Source organism: Bradyrhizobium stylosanthis (assembly GCF_001641335.1).
Classification (GTDB): Bacteria; Pseudomonadota; Alphaproteobacteria; order Rhizobiales; family Xanthobacteraceae; genus Bradyrhizobium; species Bradyrhizobium stylosanthis.
On record NZ_LVEM01000003.1, the window covers coordinates 1297275 to 1318746 of the forward strand.

Sequence of the window (21472 nt, forward strand, 5' to 3'; positions counted from 1 at the left end):
CAAGAGGAGTGTTTGAAGGCTTCCGATGTCACGGCTTGTCTTCTCGGCCAGTTGACCGATGCGACGGTTGGCGGGGGGATTGGCCGTGGCGTGCCGATCCTTCTTCAAGATTTGCCCGACGCGCAAATCAAGGCTACGCTCGCAACCGAGGATCGCCATCTTTATGACTACGTCGGGATCGATATCCCACGAGCTCTCCACGCACTGCTGGTAGCGACGCAGAACGGCGCCCGTGATCAGGATGATTTCTCGATAAGCCAGCAAATCGCCCGAACTTTTCTTTTGAATCCCGGGCCGGCATTGGACACCCCATCAAGCAGGCGTTGCTTGCGGTTTGGCTTGAATGGAATCTGACAATGATGAAATTCTGAGACTCTATCTAAACTTGCGGCCGAGATAGCTGTCGAGCATCTGAGCAGCCGTCAAAAATAGAACCAGGCGGTAGATCGCTAGACCGAGCATTGGAACCGATTCACGAAAACTGGTCAGATCGGCTTCCTCAACGCCTGCCGCACGATCGGTAACGATCGAAATCGCGGCCCCTGCTTTGGACGTCTCCGGAGAAAACTCGACCAGAACATCGCGTAGTCGGTACCACCTTCGAAGCGAAGATCCCGCCGACTCGGGGGAACGTCGCATCCTTCGCCGAATTTGACTCCTTTTGATTGCAGCGCGAAAATCGGGCTCTGCTAAAACAATTCATCGGTCTCGGCGCCGTGAGGAGCCGCCTCGAGTTGGATCCCCCTGTCTCGCCGCCAATGCAGAGTCGCGCCACGAAATTGCAGACCGAGCGTCGGAATTGCGACGCTGACGCGCCACAAGGGGACTTCACCACGAACCAATGTACTGCGGACCCCGTCAAGCAAGTCTTCTGCTGAGTCGCTCGTCGTAGCGCATACACGAACCACCCAGGAAGGTCGACGATCTGATCTGGAGTCGCAGGCTTCGTCAAAAATCCTCGTGGATTGTACCGGTCTCGGAACGTAGCGGGCCATTATGCCCAATTGCAGCGCCCAAAGAAGCGAGAAGACGTGAGGCCGAAGCAAACGCAACATGCGTTCGTCTCATCGAGTAGTGATCGTGACATTCTCGACGTGCCGCCCCCCTGCGGATCGCAGTCCTACTTTAGAGGGCGGCTGCCGTGCGGCATTCTCGTTCTACGCAGAAAATGCTGAAATGAATCCTGACTTCCGCAAGATCTACGATGAATGGTCGAAGTTTCGCGAGGATATCGTGACCTGGTTCAGAGTAGCGGAGGCGAGCTTCGACTCCAATCTATATAACCTCCAAAAGACCTAATCAAAGTCTCAGGCTCGTCGCCAGCTTACTAAGTGGAGGTGTGAGACTGAGCACTGTCCTTTAATCAATCCTCATTTGTGGAGCCGAAGTTCGGCCAACTTCGGCAGCAACGCCGGTTATGATCTTGCGCAATCACATCGGTGCGGCATCCGTATGAAACGACGCCGGCCATTACAACGATTTCCGAAATGCCAGGAAGCGGACTGCTGCGTCTCACGCGATAGATCGCTTTGTGAAATTGCTGTTGTCGACCTAGTATTGCTCGCTGTCCCTGTAGTGCGCGGCTACGAGCAAGAGCCAGACAATCGCGCATATGATCACCAATTGCCTTGCCCACCAGAAGACAGCGCTGTTCGTGTCGCAGAAGACGGCGGCGCTGGAGGTCGTGAGGCATCGCATGCACGCGATCGGGCTCGGCAACTACAGCCTCGAAGTCCATTCGACCAAGGCCCAGAAGTCGAGGGTGCTCGAGCAGCTTGCCGCCGCCCGGCGCGAGCGCAATCTTGTCACCGAAGAGCATTGGTCGACTGCCGCCAGCGAACCGAAGCGGCGGCGCGACCAGCTGAACACGCTTGTCTCTGCGCTGCATCGGCGCCGCCGTACCCCGATTGGAACGGTGTATTTGCCACTGCTCGATATTGGCGGGCAGAACGCCCTGACCACCTCAAGCGCCAGTTCGGCGACTCAAATCTGCTCGCGACGATTAGGAACAACTTCGCATGTCACCATCCAAAGAGTGACGACGTCCAGGACGCGTCTTGCACCGCTGCGGATGATCAGCGATTCGACGAGCCGTGGTGCTTTTACTTCTCCCAACATGGTTACAACACCATGTTTATACAGTCCGACTTGATCATCAGCCAGGGATTTTTCGAGCGGTACGAATCCAAGATTCTGTGGACGGTCAGCGAAGACTGATTAAAGAAGTGACGGACGCTGCAAACAATCTGTTGGAGTTTGCTAAATCGTTCACCAAAGCCGTATGGCTCAAGCATTTCGGCGACGAAATCATTTGCGACAGATTGTTCGACGTTGTCCACGCTCCCATTGTCGACGATGTCATTCTCCTCTTTTTCGTGACCTTACCGTAGGCGCCGCCGCTTGGCCCGAAGACTGGCATTTAGGAGCCAACGGGATTAGGAACCGTCGCTTGCGCTGCCAGGGTCAGCCAATCGTCAACCTCTCGGCTCGCCGCCGCGGTAAGCTCCACCAAAGAGCGCCTGCAGCGTGTAGGCTAGCACGCCGCATTTTTTGCGTGTAGCTCATGAGTTAATGACTCCTCCACAGAGCTTCTTCAAGATCCAGCGCCACAACTCATGAACTTCCGCCGAGGCTCTTCCCTCTTGCGCAAGCTCGGTCACGCCTAATGCTCCCCCAAGCGCGTCCTGGTGATCATTGCGTTGCCCAACATCGGGAAGCGCAAGCACACCAAGCGAATTTAGCGACGTTGCAGCTTCACTCAAGCGGCAGCCCCGCGGTCAAAAGCAAATCGGCGGTTGTGCCTACGAATAGCAATCAGCGTCGGTATCGCAGCTTCGATATCGGCGGGACTCGGACGCACCGGGATCAGGCAAAGATCGGCCCTCGCGATGGCGTGTATAGCTAGTGCATTGCTAGTGGCGGCCGTATCGATGACCGTAGGCCTGATCCTCTCAGCTTCGAGGCTAGCGAGCGCCCCTTCCATTTCGGCAGGATCGCAGACCTCAACGATACGCGGATAGGGATGGCCACGTCGCTCTTTCTATTTAGCGATCGTGCCTTGTGGATCCGCCTCGACAATTGCGACGCGCTCGCCGTTCGGCATGGCGGCGACTGCAATTACGACCGCCAGCGTGCTCTTGCCGCTTCCGCCTTTTTGGGTGACCAGAGCGAGAACATACATCTCCTGCGCTTCCTGGTTGACCATGACATGAAACGACGAATCGTCAAAAGCCCCGCTCAAGATGGACATAACGCACAACCACAGCGAGGGCGTTTTCCGCGGTCGAAGGGAGATTGATGCCATGTGCAAGCTCATTCTCGCGCCTCATACATCCTCAACGTTCTGGAAAATGGCATGCATTGTTAATGCTAGCTTGAGACAGGAGCAACGCGCAAAGGCTTTCGGGGTCTCTATGTGAAATAGACGCAAAATCGAAAACCCGGCATTTGTCTCTTACGACCGCAGCTCCACCTTTCAAGTAGAGCAGCACGCTATTCCACACACGGACGACTTGGCCCGTGACCAGGTCGAATGCATCAAACTTGGATTCATTCAGGACGCCTGCGAAAGCGAGATTCGCGTCGGCCATTGAAATCAGACCAACTGCCCTGAGCTTCCAGGCAAACAGCGAGTTCGCTATTAGGCGGCGATATCCGATTTGACCGCCGACCGTGCCGCCGGTCGCATTATGGTACCCCATGTCAACGGGCGGAGCGACGACCACGCCGTCGGCGTTGACCGTTTCCCAACATTGATGAGCGGAGAAGCCGCCGCCATTGATGCCGATGTAGAAGCCGCTCCAATCATGACTTGGAATGACCGGCGGGGAGGCTTTGACGTGGGGCTTCGCGGCAAGAACAGCGGCAGAGGCGGCCAGCGCGATGAAAGCTATCGCACCCAGCAAGACTCTATTCATTCTTAATCCAGCTTCACATCTGTTGCCGCTGACGATTGCCATTTGACCATCTTCTCCATCAACTCCCAAGGTTGATAGGTTGATAGTTGACTGAGCTTCAGCAAGGGCACGTCACGCCGTCGGTGCATGCTGTCTGCCAACTAGTTTCGCCCACCTTGTGTCCTTCAGAGCCCGCTGAGCGTGGGGTTGCGTATTGTTGTAGTCAGCGCCTCTAATCACAAGCCGAGCCGGTCACAAAGCTCCCCATTGCGGAGTCTCGCCCGCCTCGCGCCAAGATGCACGCGCCCACCCTCGCATGACGAAAGCGGCTGGCTATCCCCTAGCAAGACGGCCTCCGCTCGATGAATCGTACCTGTACATCTCAGTTTGCAACCCTTGCGCCCCGATCGCTCCAGCGGATGAAGCGATTGTAAAGCGTCTTGTGCGGACCGTAGCCCTTCGGTGCGTCCTTCCACTGCAGACCGTTGTGAATAACATAGACGATACCACTGACAACGCGGCGGTCGTCGACCCTCGGCACGCCATGCGCCAACGTAAAACACGGCGATATGCGCGCGCGCCAGCCTCGACTTTCTCGGAGCTCTGATCGCGGCGTTCCCTACAAGATCCACACGGTGCTCACCGACAATGGAATCCAGTTCACCTTCCGTGCCACACCATGCGGACAGCCCGGCGGCAAGATACGTGACACATATGTCGACATGCGATGCCAGGACAACGGGTTATAAGATTGGCTGACCAAGATTAAGCATCCGTGGATTAATGGCCAGGTCGAGCGAAACTGCACGAAGGAAGCGACCGTCCAACGCGACCATTACGATCGACACGATCAGCTCAAATCTCACCCTGCCGACTTCATCACCGCCTACAACTACGCTCGGCGGCTGAAGAGCCTGAAGGGCCTCACATCCTACGAATGCATGTGCAAATGCTGGACTTCCCAGCCCGAACGGTTCAAACTCAACCCGCTCCAGCAAATGCCGGAACTAAGCAGCACCGCCACACCTCCGCTGTAAGCCAAGCCTGCTTGATGAGGTTGAGGAGCGCCAAAAGCGCATTTGCAAATAAGGCATGAGTATCGATTCTTGAAGCCATGCCCGGGCAAGGTGGAAGCAGCACGAATCAACATTGCCCCATCATCTCCCGCTTCCGCTAGCCTCCCGCCCCCAACATCCTCCCCGTCTTAGCGCGCCTGACTGTGTCGATCACTTTGCCTTGGCAACGCAGCATCGTGCTGCGCAAGCGCCCCCCCCTGATAAGGGCCACCCCTTTTTCACTGGCGTCGCCTTGGATAACGACCGGGCTGCCGGCGTGAACTATCATGGCGCCAGCTGATGGATCAATCAAGGAGCGCCACGAGCACCTCAGACAAATCATTCAGTAGTGGTCAAAGTTAAGCGTGACGAACGTTGAGCGGTTTCTCGCGTTCGGGGAGCGGCGCTATGCGAAAGTGGATCCGCCTGTCGGCTTCTCGTCAGGTGAATGCGGCACACGTGGCGAACTGAAGCTCGCGTAAAGGCAACCTCTTCCGGCGATGGAGTTGCCGGCGCAACGGCGCGAGCTTGGGTAGCACGCGGTGTTGTTTCCCCCGAAGCGCGCCGCGTGCCGATACAACGTTAGCGCCCGGCAAGCCCCCCATTCGTCGTACCGCATTGGCTCCCCTAAGCAGGGCCTGTGAAAAGTAGACGGCTAGCAGCCCCCGTAGCCTTCGTCTCTTCAGAGATAAGCTCAGCACAATTGCAGCAGCGCGAGCGGCTTTCGCCCCTTCGGTCGAGTTGTCTATCGTTTGAGCGCTGAAGCCACGCGCTAACTCCGCGCTTGGAGGAAATACGCAGGACAGGTCAGCAGCATTAATGGCTGTGGCCGACGCTCTCGTCACCGATGTTTTGAAAAATGAACCGTTGGAGATGGCGCGCCGCACTTAGTCAGCAGAATAACCAAGGTCGCGCGCAATGTAGCGAACAGGTACTGCTGGTTTTCGTTTTGGCTTGTTAGCACAAACTTGTTGAGGTAAGCGGCGACCTTATGCGCCATTGCATTGTATTCGTACTTCTTGAACAGGAGCTTTACGCTGCAACGACGATACTGCTTTAGCTTTGGCATTACAGGAAAATGAGACATAAACCTCGCCCATAATGGCTATCTTGGCGACGGAAGCAACGCGAGCGCGGGAGCGCTTTCACCGAACACCGCACCTACCTGGATTGGCAGCCGCCGAATCCACCCATTACAGCGCGTCGACACCGAACGAGGCGCAGTGTGCAAAGAGCGGCCTGCTCATCGCCCGTCAGACCGGTGAGCGCGTCCCAGAGATCGGCTTTGTCCTTGGGCAGACGCTCCGCCCAGATCTTGTGGCGCGCCTCGGTCGCCTTGGCCACCAGCGTGCCCATCAGCCCCTGCGCCTGCACCGAAAGCTGACGCTGCGCACGGAGACCTCCATCGCCGCCCCCTGGGACAAATAGCGGGAGAGACATCGAGGCAGCATTTGTGCAGCACGGCCTGGAAGGCCCCCGAAGGCGTGTTCGCAAGCTGGTCGCGCATCGCCATATCTAGACTGTCGAATCGCGTGTTTCGCGCGATTGAGGATTAGATTGCGCTTCGGGGCCGGGATCTAATCCACCGGGGCGCAGCATGCGCACGCGACCAACCGTGGACATCAAATTTTTTTCGGCCAGAAGGTCCGACCCCACCGAAGAAGTCGGTCTCGATGATCCGCCTTGCTCTTCCGCGCCAATGGAAGGGATTCGCCAATTTAGTGATGCGGCAACCCAACAAGCGCGGTCAGTAGCGAGAGATAGACTTGGTCATCGTGGATGCCGGACAGGCTGATCTTGGTCGACCTCAAACATCCCCGTGGCCGAATCACCGCGATTGTTTTTCCAAGCCATGCCGCACTTCATGTAAGCCAGCTTATGGCCCTCCGCGCCCAAAGCATAACCGGCGCGGCCGGTCCCGGTGGCAAAGACGTTGGGACCTGCCTTGCAGTTTGTGCTCACAACAAAGCCGGAGGCGGCGAGGCAGGTATTTGTGCCTTCGGAGACGGCAGCACTTGCATCGAGTTCGACGCTACGCACCCAGCTGTTGGTCTGCCAGTTGTAACCGATCTGCCACCTGCGAGGAATATGGGGTATCGACGGCACCCCGTAGATTGATGGACCGTACGATTGCTGAAGACGGCTCGACCGTACCCACCGCCGAGTGCCCGCCCATATGGCCTCCGGACCAGTTCCATACCGTCGGTCGCAGCTTCACTTCTTGCTCAGGGAGCGCCACGTTGGCTATAACCGCTTGCGACAATCGCAATTGTAGGGCTACCGAAAGCAGATCTCCAGATCGCATCAAAGATTGCCCTACACTCTTGTTCGCAGCCGGCGCCCTAAATTATCGCAGGACAGCACACCGTCGGGGCAGGCCAGACGCTAGCGCGCGACGAGTTCGCCCCGAAGATCACCGCACCGTTATCGATGAGTGTTGTGAACGGAGCAAGCCGCGTGCCGAACTGAATTCGCAGCCTCTGAAAGCATTTTTTCGTGGCGCGCCGTGTCGAGGTGCCGACATTTCAACTCAGACAATCTGTTAGTCGACAGGAGATCGACGCGGCACTGAAGGTAAAGAACGCGCCGGAAGCCGTGCCCGAGCAGGCGTCAACGCAGCCTTTCAAAGTTATAGCAGCTACAACGACCTTACTCTGATGCGGCGGATCGACGAGTTGTTCACCGGCTGGTCGTTCCTCGGCCCGCGACGAACGACTGCGATGCTGAAAGCTGAGGCGCTTCAGGTCAATCGCAAGCGCGTGCAGCGGTCGATACGCCACGGTCGCAGCGCTGGACGTCCTAGCCTTGGCAAAGGCTCCACTTATCGACGCGGAAAATCTGCTCAGACCACCAGGACCACCTCACTGGGATTGGCCTCACTTTTGCTTACTTTTGGTTCGCTGGCGGGCAGGTCTCAGGTGGAGATTAGAATGCTTGAGTTGTCGAAGATAAAAGTACTTGCGCTGCCTTTTGCGGCAATGATTGCGTTATTTCCAGCATCTGCGAAAGCTCCGATCTGGAGTTCAAGCGATCAATACGGCAATTTTTCCCTTAATGGCTATTCCTGGAACAACGACGTGTATGGTCAAGGTGCTGGGCCTCAAACCATCTCGGTCCATTCGGTCACTCAATGGAGCGTGTGGTCGAACCAACCTGATACCGGCGGCATCAAGAGCTATCCCCACGAGGCTTTCAATGTTGGGAAACCGCTGAGCGCGATCAACAACCTGAGTTCAAGCTTCAATCAGAGCGTCCCGACCAGCGGCAGCTGGAACTTCGCCTACGATATCTGGGACAGCTCAAATGCCTACGAAATAATGCTTTGGACCAATTACACCGGGAATCCCGACGGAAGCGGCGATGTTAAACCCATTTCTTACAAGTATAATTCGTCAGGGACTGCCGCGATCCCAGTCTACACAAGCGTCAATGTGGGCGGCGCGACTTGGAACGTGTTTGAAGGCTGGAACAAACACAAGGTTATCTCGTTCCTGCGTACCTCCAAGACCAACAGCGAGACCGTGGATATCAAGAGTATCCTGCAATGGATAGAGTCGAAAGGATATTTCGGGGACATAGCCGTCGGCAGCGTCCAATACGGCGTTGAGATCACCTCGTCCCCCGGCGGCCAAAGCTTTGACGTCAACCATTGGTCCGTGATCTCAAAGTGACTACTTGGGTCGTTTGCAACAAGGCGGCCCCCTTGGTTGCCTACCATCTTAATTCGGCTCGGCGTTGGCGTACGGAGTTCAGATTGTCCTTGAGCGCGGCGGCTTTCAGTCTCCGCCTGAGACATTAGAAGTCAGCTCTGCCACACGCAGAGATGATCGAGAGCCGTTGATTGCGGAGGCGGTGGTCAGAATCACTGAGTCAAGCGAAGACGGTTTGGGGCCGCTCTGTACCCGATTACATAGACGCCAACTCTGACCTCCACGATTAGGTGTACGACCTACAAGTCTGCACAGCAAGCGTCGTGCCACACAGCTTGAGGTCAAACGGGCCAGAGGTTCACTAAGTTGCGTCCCGCGCCCGCGCCCGCGCAACATGGCGATGCGCAGATGTCGTGTTGCAACATTTGCGCATCAAAGCGAACAAAAACTCGACAAGATTACGACAGCCGGAGGAGGTGCAGAAGCCTAGGGACGCAGTTTGCTTCGCTAGAGTGAGCATCGCCGGGCTTGCAGGGGCGGCGATGCTAAGGGCGGGCTCGGGCTTTTTACACGGCCATTTCGGGTCCGGCCAGTCAACGCGAGGCAACATGGAGCAACAATGCTCGAGCGGCTTGCGCGGCGATTGTGTTCGCGCATGCGCTCGATCACGAAGATCTCAGCGTGTACGAACATGACGGCCGTGGGTACAAAAGGATGAGTGTTCGCGTAACCGGGAGCTTAGCAGTTACGACTTCGACAGTGAGTTCCACATCGCCGGTTCACTTCCGAGTATATACCGCTCATTTCATCTGGCGCATTGAATCGATTTACCGTTGACCTCCGACCACGATTGCCATGTGTGCGCCCTGCCATCAATTGCCAAGGGTTGGCTAGTTGGGCTCTTGATCCTGCATACGGCTTCCTTGGCGTGATCTTCCGCAGGGGTTAGGAGAATGAAACAGACATTGCCGGCGTTCTGCGGAGCAGCGAGGATGTTTGGCAACAATTCGCCAGACGTTGTCCAGTCCTAAGCCTAATCGTGAAGTCCTCCTTCGTCGGGACACATCGCTACTCACGTTGGGTCGGACAAGAGGATCTACAATCGACCGTTCCTTTCCTCACTTCTCTCGTCAATCGGAGATCACCTGATGGCCCCCAAGCAGTCCTCCAAGTCCGGGAGACTCAACCGCCTCCAGCAATAGCTGGCGGAGGAACGCTGGTTCAATCTGCATTTCCTTGCTGTCACGCAGTCGAGCGATAGCGGCAAGTATTCGGCGAACATCGTAGGTCGAGTTGAAGACCTGTGGCACCCCGCGTTCAATGTTGAGAAGGGTGTAGGCGGCCTCCATCGCGGTGCGAACCGAATACTCAGTTGTGAATACACAATCTCGCTCGGCTGACTCGGCAAATTGTCCGATGAACGCGAAATTGGCAGCTCCTTTTGGCACGACATCTGGCCGGTCGCCCGCTTGCCTGGGCATAAAAAGGGAGGTGACATAGGGCATCATGACGGGAACGGTTCTTGCGCCGGTCTCGGCGAGTTGCGGTATCTCGGCAACGGGCACACCAAGGTGATATAGCCATTCCTGCGTAACTTCCGCACCTGTGCAGTCTTGCATCGGCTTCTTTACGAAATCGCCGAGCTTGTTGACAAAGAGAGAATAGAGCCAGACGATGATTTGGTCTTTTGGCTGATTCTTGAAGTGCGGCTGGCGGTTCACCGTCCAACTGAGCAGCCAACTCGAATCCTTTACCGTAACGATACCGCCAGTGACGACCTTGCCGCTGAATGGATCGCGTTTGGCGATCTTACGAATATACTCTGGGATGCGCGTATCCAAGGTCGTAATGGTCGCAGATTCCCACTTGGTCGCATGGATGCTGCCGCCGAAAACGTCAGGCCGGCCGAACGCCGCGCTCTTTGCCGCGATACGTCGCCAGAGGTCCCATGCTGGAGCAGGACCTTCAATGAGCGTGGCGGGCGTGTGATGGTCGCCGATGTCGGAGTTCTCCGTCAAAGAGCCGATTGTCACGAAGACGAGATCGTCGGTGCAAACATCAATTCCGCCGCTGTCACCGTCTCTTTTGTAGTTGATGCGCGTGGCCTGCTTGTATCCAGGCCGGATCTCGAAATCGACGTCGGTGACTTCGACGCCGAATTTAAAGATGACACCCTGCCTGGTTAGCCAATTGCACAGAGGCAGAACAAGTGATTCAAACTGATTGTACTTGGTAAACTTCAGTGCGCTGAAATCCGGGAGCCCACCAATGTGATGGATGAATCGATGGAGGTAAAGCTTCATTTCTAGCGCAGAATGCCATTCTTCAAAGGCGAACATTGTGCGCCAGTAAAGCCAGAAGCTGCTGTTCAGAAGGTCCTGCCCGAAGACTTCATCGACGCGCTTCTTCTCCAGGTCTCGAGGGTTAGCAAGAAAGATGGCGATCAACTCTCTTTGCGCATTGCCGGTCAGGCCGAAAAGGCCATCGGTATGGGCATCTTGCCCTCGATTTACTGTCGCTCGTTGTAACGAGTAGTTCGGATCATCCTTGTTCAGCCAATAGAACTCATCGAGCACGCTGGCGTCTTCCACTTCCAGGGATGGGATCGACCTGAACAGATCCCATAAACACTCAAAATGGTCCTCCATTTCCCGGCCACCCCGAATGACGTATCCCTTCTCGCGCTGCTTGGCCCCGTCGAGCGCACCGCCCGGCAGCATCAGCCGTTCGAGAATTGTGATCCGCTTACCGGCCATATGTCCATCGCGAATGAGGAAGGCCGCTCCGGCAAGCGCCGCCAGGCCCGCACCGATGAACCAAGCGGTCTTCTTGTTTGCAGTATCGGGCTTACGGGGACGGGCAAAGGCTTCGTAGTTTCCGCTGCTATAATACATGACATGTTCTCCGATTGGCCGGCACGTCGGTTAATGTCACGAAAACATGTTCTCCAGCGCCGCGCCTTTATGCGGGACCCCGATAGTCAAGCCGCCATCGAGCACAATCTCGGTACCGGTCATGTAACTGGACGCGTCGCTAAGTAGAAACACGATCGCCTGAGACACTTCCACCGGATAGGCGGCCCGGCCCAATGGAATTGGAAAAAGCGCAGGATCCAAGTTCTCACTCATCGCCGTGCTGACGAGCCCAGGATGAACCGAGTTAACGCGCACGCCGGAGGCCGCGCACTCCAGCGCGGCAGACTTGGTGACACCCCGGACACCGAACTTGGAGGCGACATAAGCATGAAGGCCAGGGCTGCCTCGCAGCCCCTCGACCGATGAGACGTTGACGATAGAACCTCCGCCCGCACGTCGAATTGCTGGTAGAGCGGCCTGGATACCGAGAAATACGCCGGTCAAATTAACTGCCAGAGTCCTATTCCATTGATCGAGTGAGAACTGCTCGATAGGAGCCACGCTGGCGATACCGGCATTGTTGACGAGCCCATGTAATACCCCAAAGGTGCTTACTGCAGCCCCGATCGCCGTTGCCCAGGATTTCGGCTCGCTGACATCCTGGTGCACATAGATCGCGGCATTTCCCAATTCTGACGCGAGAGCCTCTCCGTGTGCATCAAGGACATCGGTGACTACGACGCGAGCGCCTTCCGAAACCAGCAAGCGGGCATGGGCCGCTCCCATCCCTCGCGCTGCGCCAGTCACCAGAATGACTTTTTCGTTCACACGTCCCATGACATAGTCCTCGCCCGAGGCTGGGGATCGGCGTCAATGAAATACCTTGTCGCACGGAAAGAGGCGCCGCGCTTCCCTTGAACAGTCGCCAAATGCGGCTCTTTGGACCGAAGGACAATCATTGTAAATTCTCGAGAGTGACAGATGATGGCGATCGCCGCTGCCCAGCCAGCGCGACCGGTGACATCAAGACGCAGTTGGCTCTGCTCGTCGCAAGACGAGTTTTCAAACGCACATGACGCTCTCCGACGAAGTAGTTGAAGATGAGCGCTCGCTTCAGCCCGCCATTAGTCGGCTATTGAGCCGACCAATTCGGATGCCTCTCGATGCTTCCGGTAGAGCCAGTACAGGCTCGAACATCTTCGGAGTTCTGCCGCCATGTGAGATGTCTTCTCATCGCCACTGCTCTCCAATTGGTACGGCGCTGCCGGCGCTCGTCGGACAAACCAATACGAGCAATGCGCATGCCAGGAGAAGGCAGCTTTTATTATGCGAACTTTGGCCACTACGGCCGACGTCCGACAGCGGTCAAGTCGGCCGTCGCGTCAGATTTCCAACATTATGGGCTGAACCAGCCATTAGTTGAGACGGGGGCAACAAGCCAAACGCAGCTCAAGCTGGGTCGCCGGATTGCAAGCTGCCTTCCGAACGGAAAGAGGCGATCCCAGCTCCCATCCTCTCAAACTACCATCATCGGCTTATCAATGGTCCAAGCGTCCTCTCAGCAGCGGCGATTCACGCGCTCGAAAGAAGATCGACAACCTGCAGCCTGGAATCGTACTCCTCGTACGTTCCAAGCATGATCTCGCGAACGGCCACATTGTGCACGGGATCGATGACTGAGGGCGAGTCGTAAGTTAGCGAAATAGGACCCGTGAATAGGACTTCTTCGCCCGACTCATCTCGGCGGAACGTTCGGTCTGTGCACCACTTGACGAGCTGTGTCGCAGCTCCTTTCCCGGATTGGGTTATCGGAGGCAAATGCCGAATCGAATAGAAGTTGGTGTGTGCCGAACAAATCTGCCGTGCGGCCGTTCTCAGGCGCGAATCAGGTTGAGCAGTGATGGTCAACAGACGCTTGCCTGCCGGACGTTCAAGCGTCCCTTGAACTAAGCCGCCCTCCCGGGTCAATGCGATGTGTGCAAACTTTTTGGGAGCTCCGAGCCCCTCGCGGCCAGAGGCGAGGGCAGCGTCGTTCGCCGTCACATAGATATAAGGAATATAGAAGCCGGTCTGCCCGCCAGGATCACGGACTTCGATTCCAGAATATTGCTCCAGATATGGTCCGACGATGCTTGAGCCGTAGCTTGCGATACCTACAACCCCGATTGGGGGATTTGCGGCAGGAATTAGCTGCTTTGGTAATAGGCGTCCCACGTCGCTCGCAATTGTAAAGATGGCTTGAACGGCTTGGCAATTAAGAAACGCGCTGTCATGCTCTTCGTCCCCGTGATAAAGGGGCGCATCGAACGGAATACCTCTGATTTCTGTCATTATTTACCCTCCGGTTGAGCGCCTGCGGGGCGCCTGGTGAAGTTCGCGCGCAGGTCACCGATCACGCGCGATAGTGGTTCACGACTGCAGACCCGGATCCCACGTGTTGGAGTCGTCTTGCAGCGAGGTCAATCTATGTACCACCCAGAACTAGAATTTTATGTCCTTTGGCGCGTGCGATGCGACAAAAGCACTGTCTTTCGCGCCCCCGACTGGGGTGGCCGGAAGCGGACTCGTCTGTACTGACGTTCACGGCGCGTTCGCGATGGCGATGTCTGTCGCGAGCGATTTCAAACAGAACAGTATCACCGACGTAGACCGTATTGGCATCCCTTAACGCACTGCCGCGAACAAAGTGATCCGCGCGACCGTCGTCACATCGAATGAAACCGTAATGGCGCTCCCGATTCCAGTAGGTGACTTTGCCCGTCTTCATTCCTGCTCTCCGTTAGTCAAGACCACAAAGTGAACGTAAAGTGGGATCCTTCCCGGCAATCGAATAGGCAGGCACGACCGCAGCTGATCTTCGCTGTAAAGTAGGATTCGGTGTCGTGATCGAAGCCGATGTACACTCCGAGGCGCTTCGGAGCGAGCTGCAAGCGCGCCCCCGTTCCATAGTGCTGCACGCTAGGTAACGAGCCGCTGAAGTGACAGTTGTGCTCGTAGTCGAATCCGTTCGCGTTATTCCCGCGTACAGAGACGCTAGTTCGACTGTAGCCACGAGTTTCATGCTCGTAGACGCTCACAACATCGCGGCGAAGGCCGTGCGCAAATGCGGTTCCTGCCGCAGCAGCTCGAACATGTGGTTTCATTACGCAACACACCAGCATGCATTTTTGAGCGAGCGGACCCGCCTGAGGCGAGCCCGCCCTACATCACCGGTGGTGGTTGGAACGGAACTCGGCGATGTCATCATAGCGCAGCAAGTTGCGTGCCAGCGTCGCAGTTAAAGCGCTTGCCGGCCGACCTCGTTGCGCCAGAAACCTACAAGGTTTGGCAGGCGGCTAAATCAACAGGGTCAGATATGCGAACGGCTTCGGTCGTGCAATTCCACACGAACGAAGGAGGCCTAAAGAAACATCCAAGAAACTCGTCAATCAAAGCGAGCTGACGCTTACGGTGTTGCTCATAGGCGTGTTGGCTAAGAAGCCGAACCAGTAACGAACCGATTGTCGCGGCGGCGCTACCGGCGGGCGGCAGGCGGATGAGTACGGAAATATGCAGAATCCTTCCCTCAGAACGGCTCATGATTTTCTCGTCTTCCGATGGGGCGTTTTCGAACACCCCGCAGACCGTAACAACTCGCCGCAGCAGCTGCGGCCTCTGCTGCACACAACACGCTGACCGTCAGCGGAACTGGAAGGACGTGATGAGCTCGAGCACATGAATGTAGCCCAGAGCCTGCTGATCCCAGTCGCGGGACCTGGGCCGCTTCTGGACGACAAGGCGGATCCTATCGGCCCCGCCGACAGTTCGACAGGTTCCGCAGACGGAAGAAAAGCACCGGTGCAGCGGTGGTCGCGCGGGCCCCTGGTTGAGTGGCGTGTCGACCGCGACGCAGCGTGGCTCCTTCATCTGAGTAGATGCAGCAGGGACCGAAGGTACTCTAGGCCAGCGTATCCCTCGGAGACGCCCGAGAGTCTATGAAGCGACCTCAGGTCATGATGGGAGGCGGTATATGCACATGAGCACCAATCTTACGGTACACGAGCCGACCAACGCACTCCGGCTGGTCACACAGGCGTATATGAGACTTCTCCTCATCGCCTTCGCCCTGATGCCCGCCCACTTCATCGCCTACCTGTATTTCCAGCAGGATCCCGGGCTAAAATTCGAAAATCACCTATTCCACGAATTCGCGATTGCCGTCGCCACTCTCGAAGGGTTGTTCGTCACCTATGTCACGTGGCGATGCTACCAGTCTTCAGGCGAACCTCTGTTGCGTTGGTTGACGCTGGGTTTTCTCGGCTTCGCGCTGATCTATTCGCCGCACGGCGCCTTCACCGGGATGGCACATCGCAATATTTGGCTGTTTCTGCTCTATGGTCCGGCGTCGCGTCTCGCGATGTCGATCCTGCTCTTCGTTGGGCTGCTCAGCTACAACCAGCCGTCAGACGAGGTCGAGAAGCGTTCGGATCCGCGCGCATGGCTGATCTGGATCGGCCTGTTCCTGACGATGGACCTAGCCGTCGCCCTGATCGCCTACTCCCCCTATGCGGGACACCCCGCGGTACGCTTGTCCATGGAGGGCGGCGCACTTGTATTCAGCGCGCTGAACGTCGCGGCCATGCTTATGCGACGGATTCACTCGCCGCTCATGCTTATTTTCGGCATTTCGGTCGCGTGGTTTGCGCTATCGTCGCTCGCATTCATTCTGGCGGCGCCCTGGAATCATATGTGGTGGCTCGCCCACGCGATCTTTGCTGGCGGGTTCTTCCTGCTAAGCTATGGCGTTGTCCGGGCTTTCCGAACGACGCAATCATTCTCGACCATCTATAGCCAGGAAGAAATGACGGCCCGCCTGGCCGAATCGATGGCTGACACCCAAAGGGCGCTGCAGCAATTGCAACTGAGCAATCAAAGGTTGGAACGCCTTGCCGCCACCGACCCACTGACTGGTGTCGGAAATCGTCGCCACTTCATCGAGCATATCGGCGACGAGATCGCGCGGGCCAAACGAAGCGGTGCCCCATTATCTCTGCTGTCAATCGACCTCGATCATTTCAAAGATATCAATGACTCACGTGGCCACAGTGTCGGCGATGAGGTCCTCCGCGCATTCGTGCGAAGATGCCTCGAGGCGATCCGCCCTTACGACTCCGTCGCGCGCGTGGGCGGTGAAGAATTTATGGTGTTGCTGCCGGGTGCGACGCTCGATACGGCTTGCGCGGTAGCCGAGCGTCTTCGATCGACCATAGAAGGGGCTGCATTCGACGTCGGAGCCCAACCGTCGATCGGCATCACGATCAGTGTTGGGGTATCGGAGTTCGGGCGCGATGGAGACACCCTTGACGGATTCCTGAACGTCGCCGATCAGCGGCTCTATCGCGCAAAATATGAAGGCCGCAATCGTGTGATTGTCGCGTAAGCCGCTTCCCGAGAATTGCCATGTCGTTGATTGGTACGGCGTTGTGAAACAACTTTCGTTCCGTCGCGCGTTGACGCGTAAGATCTTCATGTCGACGACCAGTGGCGACGGCGTAGGCAACATGGCCTTTCCGATTCTGCCAGTTCTTGTCACGATCGTAGGCAGCCTCCTTTGGCGGGGCGAAGCGACGGAGGTCGACAAGTCGACGCCGTCAAGGCCCGGATCGGAGAGCCCCTGGGACAAGGCCCTAGTGGACTGGTCGCGGATGTCGCCCCTGGGCTTGGTGTTAGCGAGCTGGCGGTGGCCGACTTCTAAGCTTCTCGTACACGACACCGGTAGCCTGTTAGTCGACCATCGCGATACCGAGAAAGGTTCCTGGGTCGCGACCATGGCCCCGGCGCTGCCCTCGCACCATCGTGGCTGCGAACAAAACGTAGATCTTGTCTTGCTGTGCCCGGTCTGCGAACCGCTTTATCGATCAACGTCGCAAGCAGGACAGCGACTTCGCAGTCGGCACGGTTCGTTAAAGCTGCTCGAGCAGGCGCGCAACATTCTTCGTTGTTCAAAACAGCAACATGTAGCTGCTCCAGGTCGTCGAGGCCGCGCTGTCACAGATAAGCGGACGCAGGCGCCTTCTCGGTGGCTCGTCGGCTGCGGGAGCGCGGCTAAAGCGGGACCATCTTGGGCCCCATTCGTTCGCTCTTGCGACGCACAAGCGCAGACCAGAGCCCTCAAAGTCTTGAAGCGGCACCTTGAGGGCGTAAATCGTGACTTTGGCCTCGTTAGCGATGGGCGAAGTTGCCGGGTCGTTCGAAAACACTCTGCGGGGAAGAACTATCGCGATCCGACGGCGCGTTTACCGTCGTGGCTTGCGAAGCGTTGCTCGAACTCCGATGTTCGACACACGGCATCTGGTGGCACGCCAATCTTTATACTACCTGCAAGAACACTCAATCCGGAACAACCGGCCTCAGCGAAGGTTTGACTGTCATGAGTTGTCCAACTCCACGATCACGCGTATTGCACGCCGATTGGTTTGATTGGCGTAGTTCTGCCACAAGGGATTTCGTTGCTCTTTTTGGGGCCGTCGTTCTCGCCTCGATTTTGCTGCATGTTTATGAGGTTGGCCCTCTTTTGTTTCAACTGGGGCGGAGCTATGCGGATTCAGCACTCGACGATATCATGTTCACTATATTCGTCGCGTTATTCCTGTGCGTTGCGCTGACAATTTTTAGTGTCCGTCGCTATCGAGATCTCGCCCGCGAAACCAAAGCGCGAGCCATTTTGGAAGGAGAGACGCGCGACCTAGCGCGACACGATCCAATGACCGGCTTGCCAAACCGTCGCCTGTTTGACGAGAATCTTACTGCGTGCCTTGGCCTCGCCCGCGACACACACCAGGTGGCCGTTCTGCTGCTTGGCCTTGATGGCTTTAAGAGGATCAAGGATACGCATGGCCACGCAGCGGAGGACAAGGCGCTATGCGAGTTTGCCAACAGGGTCGCCAACATCTTGCGCAAGGATGGCATCTTGGCGAGGATTGGGGGCGACGAATTCGGGATTGTCCTACCAGACATTAGCTCCCTTGAGGTTCCCACCAATCTGGCGCGCCGTATTGTGGCGTCCGCCACCGATACTTTCGCGGTCGAGACGGGGGCAGCCGAGCTTGGGGTTGGAATTGGCATCGCCATCGCTCCGATTGACGGCGACAATCTCCAAGAACTGGTCAGGCGCGCAGAACGTGCACTTTATCGCGCACAACGCGATGGCAGGTCGTGCGTCCGCTTTTTCGAACCAGAGATGGACATACATGTCGAGCGACGCATCCAGATCGAGCGAGAGCTTCGCAGTGCGATCACGGCCGATATTATCGAGCCGCACTACCAACCGCTAGTTTCACTCCAAAGTAATTGCATTATCGGGTTCGAGGCACTAGCGCGTTGGGAAAACAGGACATTGGGGCGGATTCCGCCCGACGTGTTTATTCCGATTGCAGAAGAAACAGGTCTCATCAGCGCACTTGGAGATCAGCTTTTTCGTCGCGCTTGTTCCGACGCCATTGCGTGGCCGGAGACTTTTACGCTGGCCTTTAATATTTCACCGATTCAGTTGCGTGATCCCGCGCTTGGTCAGCGCATTCTATCGATCCTTGGGCAAACCGGGTTCAGTCCGCGCCGCCTGGAGATTGAAATTACCGAGAGCGCCTTTGTGGAAAGGACCGGGGTTGCGAAGACCGTGATTGACGTGCTCCGTCAAGCGGGCGTCCGCATCGCGCTAGATGATTTCGGAACAGGTTATGCGACGCTGAGCCAGCTGCTTTCGTTTCGTCTCGACAAGATCAAGATAGACCGCAGCTTCGTGTCGCAACTTGACGACAGTACCGAAAGCCGGGTGATCGTTCATGCTATCCTTGGCCTTGCCAAGGGACTCGGCTTGACGACTACCGCCGAGGGCGTCGAAGACGCCTGCCAGCTGGGCTTTCTGGTGGCCAATGGTTGCACAGAAGGACAAGGCTACCTATTCAGTGATGCCGTCCCGACCGCCGGTATCCGTGCGCTGCTTAATCGCGAATCCGGCAGCACGACGGTCGCTGAAGATGGAACACCAATCCTGCATGCGTGAGCCGAAGCGCTCGTTTGTTCGGAGCGGATCGGCAATAGGACGTCATCTATGATGGCTTTTCGAGCATGATCCGGAGAAGTGAATGTGTTCCTATAAAATTACCCTCAAACAAGAAGTTAGAGCGGGACGAGGGTTCGAAGGTCAGCCATCACGCTCCAAACCCGTCGATAGGGATGGGCTGTCGTCCAGACGAATTCCGGGCCATTGCGGACCGGGGAGAGGAACGGGGCGAGCGTCGTTCGAGGTCGCAGCGCAGGTAGTAATAGTTATCAAGCAGAATGCGGTTCTTGAGGCCTGGTGCCAACGCACGATCAATCTGGATGAAAGCCAGAGGACAAGGTCTCAGTGCTATTGTATTTGCCCGGTTGGGCGATGGAAGCGAAAGGAACTGGCCAGAGCCTTTGGCGTAGTGCAGCGCAAGATATCGGCGTCGAATTGGCGATAGCGAACTCGGATGGATATTACATCCGAGCTACAGTGCGGTCGTGTGTTATTGTACAATGACGTTTGAGAATGCCCACAGGACCGTTCATCGCGAGGTCCCTGGTTTGGTCGCCGAGTTGGCGGGATGGTCGACCGGACCGCCTCCCTGAGCCCGAGCTTCAGACAGCTGAGCCGTTAGTTGGCATCTATGCACTTGTGGCGCTTTCTGCGCATCTCGATCTGGCGTTGAGCGATCGGGCGTATCAACTGCACCGCTTTTTTGAAGTGCGAATCCGTTTGAGTAAGAGGAACCCAACCGAAATCGGCAATCGCGACATTGCCGAAGGACCAGCCGCCCCCATCTGTGCACCACTCCCGATGGCCTAGGCATGAATGCCGCGCGGACCACGAATAAGAATGCGGTTGATCCGCATATCTGTCCATTCTGGCGTCGAACAGCAGGCGGGCGATGGAGGCATCACCGTCAGGGGAATGGAAGCCGGAAACGCCGTGTACATGTCAGCGCCGACATCGTGTCGGAATTTGACGCGACGAGATCGTTGAAAGATATTTGGAAATACTACGCAGGCCCTCTCGCGCAGGCTGTCGTGCTGATGAGACATTCCCGATCGCTGGTCCTGGCGAGACCGCTCTCCTTGGCATCGAAAGCCAATCCCTTAAGATAATCGATTGGCGCTTTACGGAAGGCAACAAGAGCCGCTTTGTCCGCTTCCGCGAGTGGAAAACCAGCGATGAAGGCTTTTAGCCTGCACGCGTTCAGCCGATTGGGAAGCTGGTCGTCACCCTGGATACAGAACGGATCGCCGGTCGCAGGCTTGTCTTCGCCCGAGTTTTCCTTGTTGAGGACACCGCGGCTCAGATTTCTGCATGCGTATAAGGTGCGGTCGAATGCCTCGGTGAACCGGTCGAGATCGATGCTAGCGATTTCACAAGCGCTACCAAAGAAGGTAGGCGTGGAGATGTTGGAGGTTGTGCTACCTTCTGAAGAGTCGATGATCGGAACTGAGTAGAGAAGCACGAAGCACGTTGTCAATCTTTATTCAGATTGGGGAGATATCGATGCCCACGATTGCAGCGGAGATGAGAAGCGCGAAAGGCGGACACGCTCAGTACCCGCGCCGGCTATGCTCTGCGCTTCCGCAGCATATAGCGTTTCAGAAACGGCGGAGCTGCATCGCGCAATTCAATTGCGTTTCTGAAACAATCAACCGAATCTCCTGCTGCCGGCTCAAGGGTCCTTCGGACTTGTTGAAGTGGGAATTCCCGGAGAAATACTGCCCGAAGTCGCGGCCAAAGCTCGACAATATTGGATCAACTCAAAGCGCAGCCATTGATTACAACGCGGCCATCAATCCGCCGAACGTGAACAAGGGACGATTGCGCTCTACGCCCTCCTGGGAGCGAGCCCGCGAGAAACGGCGCCCGATCGATGTTGTGATCTCTAACAGAACGACCTATCGAATCGATTCAACCCCGCTCAACGTCAGGGTGAATTAGATAGTTCGACCGCCTCCACGAGTTCGTCTTTAAG

General features: G+C 56.7%; 16 protein-coding genes and 2 pseudogenes. 8 read left to right on the top strand and 10 right to left on the bottom strand.

Features of this window, described 5'->3' with window-relative positions; translation table 11 throughout:
- The first annotated feature begins 90 nt into the window (after positions 1-90).
- The 3 genes from A7X65_RS43870 (at position 91) to A7X65_RS42035 (ending at position 2152) form a co-directional block, all read left to right on the top strand.
- The gene (locus tag A7X65_RS43870; RefSeq protein WP_430643468.1) at positions 91-354 is read left to right on the top strand and encodes a transglycosylase domain-containing protein; all 264 of its coding nucleotides are present in this window, start codon (positions 91-93) and stop codon (positions 352-354) included.
- An 822-nt stretch (positions 355-1176) separates the two neighbouring features.
- A complete protein-coding gene (locus A7X65_RS43615; protein WP_283806173.1) occupies positions 1177-1299 on the top strand; it encodes a hypothetical protein in 123 nt (40 codons plus the stop codon).
- Positions 1300-1612: 313 nt separating this feature from the next.
- Positions 1613-2152, top strand: a complete 540-nt coding sequence (locus tag A7X65_RS42035; protein ID WP_145665429.1) for a DEAD/DEAH box helicase family protein — start codon at positions 1613-1615, stop codon at positions 2150-2152.
- 888 nt (positions 2153-3040) lie between these two features.
- On the opposite strand, the gene A7X65_RS43250 is transcribed toward A7X65_RS42035, so the two are convergent.
- From A7X65_RS43250 to A7X65_RS40815, 3 genes and pseudogenes are all read right to left on the bottom strand, one after another.
- A complete protein-coding gene (locus tag A7X65_RS43250) occupies positions 3041-3250 on the bottom strand; it encodes a ParA family protein (protein ID WP_245323828.1) in 210 nt (69 codons plus the stop codon).
- An 85-nt stretch (positions 3251-3335) separates the two neighbouring features.
- On the bottom strand, positions 3336-3959 hold the full coding sequence (locus tag A7X65_RS25805) for a hypothetical protein (RefSeq protein ID WP_145665432.1): 624 nt from the start codon (positions 3957-3959) through the stop codon (positions 3336-3338).
- A gap of 337 nt (positions 3960-4296) precedes the next feature.
- Positions 4297-4467, bottom strand: a pseudogene (locus A7X65_RS40815) (transposase); the annotation flags it as partial.
- Positions 4468-4510: 43 nt separating this feature from the next.
- Between A7X65_RS40815 and A7X65_RS43255 the strand changes: the two are divergent.
- Positions 4511-4908 (top strand): annotated as a pseudogene (locus tag A7X65_RS43255) (IS481 family transposase); the annotation flags it as partial.
- A 1204-nt stretch (positions 4909-6112) separates the two neighbouring features.
- Here the strand turns inward: A7X65_RS43255 and A7X65_RS43260 are convergent.
- The gene (locus A7X65_RS43260; protein ID WP_245323831.1) at positions 6113-6307 is read right to left on the bottom strand and encodes a hypothetical protein; all 195 of its coding nucleotides are present in this window, start codon (positions 6305-6307) and stop codon (positions 6113-6115) included.
- A gap of 1301 nt (positions 6308-7608) precedes the next feature.
- Between A7X65_RS43260 and A7X65_RS25820 the strand changes: the two genes are divergently transcribed.
- Positions 7609-8622 carry a glycoside hydrolase family 12 protein gene (locus tag A7X65_RS25820; RefSeq protein WP_145665435.1) on the top strand — a complete coding sequence of 338 codons (1014 nt, stop codon included), beginning with the start codon at positions 7609-7611 and terminating at the stop codon, positions 8620-8622.
- 1109 nt (positions 8623-9731) lie between these two features.
- Here the strand turns inward: A7X65_RS25820 and A7X65_RS25825 are convergent.
- The 5 genes from A7X65_RS25825 to A7X65_RS42040 all read right to left on the bottom strand — a co-directional run bounded on the left by A7X65_RS25825 (position 9732) and on the right by A7X65_RS42040 (position 15035).
- Entirely contained in the window at positions 9732-11495 is a 1764-nt protein-coding gene (locus A7X65_RS25825; RefSeq protein ID WP_063690447.1) for an oleate hydratase, read from the bottom strand.
- A gap of 36 nt (positions 11496-11531) precedes the next feature.
- Positions 11532-12293, bottom strand: a complete 762-nt coding sequence (locus A7X65_RS25830; RefSeq protein ID WP_063690450.1) for a glucose 1-dehydrogenase — start codon at positions 12291-12293, stop codon at positions 11532-11534.
- 735 nt (positions 12294-13028) lie between these two features.
- A complete protein-coding gene (locus A7X65_RS25835; RefSeq protein ID WP_063690452.1) occupies positions 13029-13787 on the bottom strand; it encodes an acetoacetate decarboxylase family protein in 759 nt (252 codons plus the stop codon).
- Positions 13788-13920: 133 nt separating this feature from the next.
- Positions 13921-14223: a cold-shock protein gene (locus tag A7X65_RS40820; protein WP_082885047.1), complete on the bottom strand. Its 303-nt coding sequence runs from the start codon at positions 14221-14223 to the stop codon at positions 13921-13923.
- 548 nt (positions 14224-14771) lie between these two features.
- Positions 14772-15035 (bottom strand): hypothetical protein, encoded by a 264-nt coding sequence (locus A7X65_RS42040; protein ID WP_145665439.1) that lies wholly within the window; start codon positions 15033-15035, stop codon positions 14772-14774.
- 436 nt (positions 15036-15471) lie between these two features.
- On the opposite strand from A7X65_RS42040, the gene A7X65_RS25845 reads away from it, so the two are divergent.
- Positions 15472-16875 carry a GGDEF domain-containing protein gene (locus A7X65_RS25845; protein WP_063690825.1) on the top strand — a complete coding sequence of 468 codons (1404 nt, stop codon included), beginning with the start codon at positions 15472-15474 and terminating at the stop codon, positions 16873-16875.
- A 1020-nt stretch (positions 16876-17895) separates the two neighbouring features.
- Positions 17896-19497 carry a putative bifunctional diguanylate cyclase/phosphodiesterase gene (locus tag A7X65_RS25850; RefSeq protein ID WP_063690456.1) on the top strand — a complete coding sequence of 534 codons (1602 nt, stop codon included), beginning with the start codon at positions 17896-17898 and terminating at the stop codon, positions 19495-19497.
- 1003 nt (positions 19498-20500) lie between these two features.
- Here the strand turns inward: A7X65_RS25850 and A7X65_RS25855 are convergent.
- A complete protein-coding gene (locus A7X65_RS25855; RefSeq protein WP_063690458.1) occupies positions 20501-20959 on the bottom strand; it encodes a hypothetical protein in 459 nt (152 codons plus the stop codon).
- Between the two features lie 41 nt (positions 20960-21000).
- On the opposite strand from A7X65_RS25855, the gene A7X65_RS42045 reads away from it, so the two are divergent.
- A complete protein-coding gene (locus A7X65_RS42045; RefSeq protein ID WP_145665441.1) occupies positions 21001-21438 on the top strand; it encodes a hypothetical protein in 438 nt (145 codons plus the stop codon).
- Positions 21439-21472: the final 34 nt, after the last annotated feature.

Bases quoted from the DNA above. Each gene is read 5' to 3' on its own strand.
- A7X65_RS43615 (WP_283806173.1), top strand. From the start codon at position 1,177: ATGAATCCTGACTTCCGCAAGATCTACGATGAATGGTCGAAGTTTCGC.
- A7X65_RS42035 (WP_145665429.1), top strand. From the start codon at position 1,613: ATGATCACCAATTGCCTTGCCCACCAGAAGACAGCGCTGTTCGTGTCG.
- A7X65_RS43250 (WP_245323828.1), bottom strand. From the start codon at position 3,250: ATGTCCATCTTGAGCGGGGCTTTTGACGATTCGTCGTTTCATGTCATG.
- A7X65_RS25805 (WP_145665432.1), bottom strand. From the start codon at position 3,959: ATGGCAATCGTCAGCGGCAACAGATGTGAAGCTGGATTAAGAATGAAT.
- A7X65_RS43260 (WP_245323831.1), bottom strand. From the start codon at position 6,307: ATGGGCACGCTGGTGGCCAAGGCGACCGAGGCGCGCCACAAGATCTGG.
- A7X65_RS25820 (WP_145665435.1), top strand. From the start codon at position 7,609: ATGCGGCGGATCGACGAGTTGTTCACCGGCTGGTCGTTCCTCGGCCCG.
- A7X65_RS25825 (WP_063690447.1), bottom strand. From the start codon at position 11,495: ATGTATTATAGCAGCGGAAACTACGAAGCCTTTGCCCGTCCCCGTAAG.
- A7X65_RS25830 (WP_063690450.1), bottom strand. From the start codon at position 12,293: ATGGGACGTGTGAACGAAAAAGTCATTCTGGTGACTGGCGCAGCGCGA.
- A7X65_RS25835 (WP_063690452.1), bottom strand. From the start codon at position 13,787: ATGACAGAAATCAGAGGTATTCCGTTCGATGCGCCCCTTTATCACGGG.
- A7X65_RS40820 (WP_082885047.1), bottom strand. From the start codon at position 14,223: ATGAAGACGGGCAAAGTCACCTACTGGAATCGGGAGCGCCATTACGGT.
- A7X65_RS42040 (WP_145665439.1), bottom strand. From the start codon at position 15,035: ATGAGCCGTTCTGAGGGAAGGATTCTGCATATTTCCGTACTCATCCGC.
- A7X65_RS25845 (WP_063690825.1), top strand. From the start codon at position 15,472: ATGAGCACCAATCTTACGGTACACGAGCCGACCAACGCACTCCGGCTG.
- A7X65_RS42045 (WP_145665441.1), top strand. From the start codon at position 21,001: ATGCCCACGATTGCAGCGGAGATGAGAAGCGCGAAAGGCGGACACGCT.